Annotated in this window: 1 protein-coding gene; it reads left to right on the top strand. The window is 55.7% G+C overall.

Annotated features, from left to right (window positions below; translation table 11 throughout):
• Window positions 1-1721, top strand: a 1721-nt coding sequence (locus KVP70_RS32975; protein WP_217946660.1) for a non-ribosomal peptide synthetase, incomplete at both ends; no start/stop codon positions are given.

The following is a 1721-nucleotide window of genomic DNA, read 5'->3' as shown; positions in this document are numbered from 1 at the left end:
CGGGTGAGCTGGCGCTGCCCGGGTTGACCCTGAGCGGAGTCGAACAGGAACACCGCACGGCCCACTTCGACCTCACCTTGTCGCTGAGCGAAGTCGACGGTCGGCTCAGCGGCGGCCTGGAATATGCAAGCGACCTGTTCGACGCCGCCACGATAGAACGGCTGGCGGGTCATTTGCAGATCCTGCTCGCCGCCATGGCCGGCGATGCAAGCCAACGGATCAGTCAACTGCCGCTGTTAAGCGACAGCGAACGGCAGCAGCTGCTGATCGGCTTTAACGCGACGCAAGTGGACTACCCGCTGGAACAGACCTATGCCGACTTGTTCGCGGAGCAAGTGGAGGTCAATTCGGAGCGGACAGCCGCCGAGTGCGATGGCATACGCTTAAGTTACCGGGAATTGGACCTGCGCGCGAGTCGCGTGGCTCAGACACTCATTACGAATGGAGCGCGCCCCAACACGTTAGTGGTTATTGCTGGCGAGCGCGACTTGCCGCTTTTGGTAATGATGATTGGAGTTCTAAAGGCGGGAGCAGCTTTCCTTGCGGTCGACATTAACCAACCGATCGAACGATTGCGTGAGGTAGTGGAATTGAGCCAGAGTTCGTTGCTGCTGGTGTCGGAATCAGTGCAGGAAATGATTGAAGAACTCGTTTCCGGCATGACTGTAGCGCCGCGCCAACTAATTGTCGAAAAAATATGGCAAGAAGGGCCGATGCAAGATGTCGCGGTGACAAGAAGTCCAGACAATCTCGCTTATGTTATCTATACCTCAGGGTCGACCGGTAAGCCAAAAGGTGTGCTGGTCGAACAACGCGGCATGCTTAACCATATGTTCGGTAAATTGGACACGATGTTCGCGACGTCAAACGATCGATTGGCGCAGACAGCATCGCCAGCATTTGACATTTGTGTTTGGCAATTTCTGTCTGCATTGTTGGTTGGCGGTACCGTGGTGATCTTGAAAGACAGTATCGCCTGTAATCCGATGCGTTTGCTGGCAGCGGTGGACCGACAAGCAATCACATTGCTGCAAGTGGTACCAAGCTTGATGCGCAGCGTGCTTGATGCCTGTCCTCGTGATGTTGTGCTCAACAAGTTACGCTGGTTGCTTCCAACCGGCGAGGCGTTGACGCTGAAGGTAACGCAAGATTGGTTTGAGCGTTTCCCGCATATTCCATTAATGAACGTATACGGACCAGCGGAATGCTCGGATGACGTCACTTACCACGTCATCTCGGAACGACCGGTGGACGGCAGTGCTATACCGATTGGACGACCGACACCCAATAATCGGATATATATACTCGACAGGCATCTGCAGCCGGTACCAATCGGGATGCCAGGTGAAATATGCGTAGACGGAGTCGGTGTAGGGCGAGGATATCTGAACAATCTACAGCAAACTCAAGCCGCGTTTGTTGTCCATCCGTTTGAGCCAGGCGCTCGATTTTATCGAACCGGTGACATGGGCCGCTATCGTGCAAACGGCATCATTGACTTCATCGGCCGGATAGACTTCCAGGTCAAGATCCGTGGTTTCCGGATTGAGCTGGGCGAGATCGAAGCGAGACTGGCGGCCTGCGAAGGCGTGCACGAAGCGATTGTGATCGCACGCGAAGACCAGCCGGGCGACAAGCGGCTGGTGGCGTACGTGATCGCGCAAGCAGGGGCAGAAGAAGGGGCCTTGTCGGCAGCGACCTTGCGTGAGCAGCTATCGGCC

Origin of the sequence: Duganella violaceipulchra (assembly GCF_019166075.1) — a bacterium.
Lineage (GTDB): Bacteria > Pseudomonadota > Gammaproteobacteria > Burkholderiales > Burkholderiaceae_D > Rugamonas > Rugamonas violaceipulchra.
The sequence above is the reverse complement of the archived record's forward strand: the minus strand, read 5'-3'. Positions and strand labels throughout refer to the sequence as shown.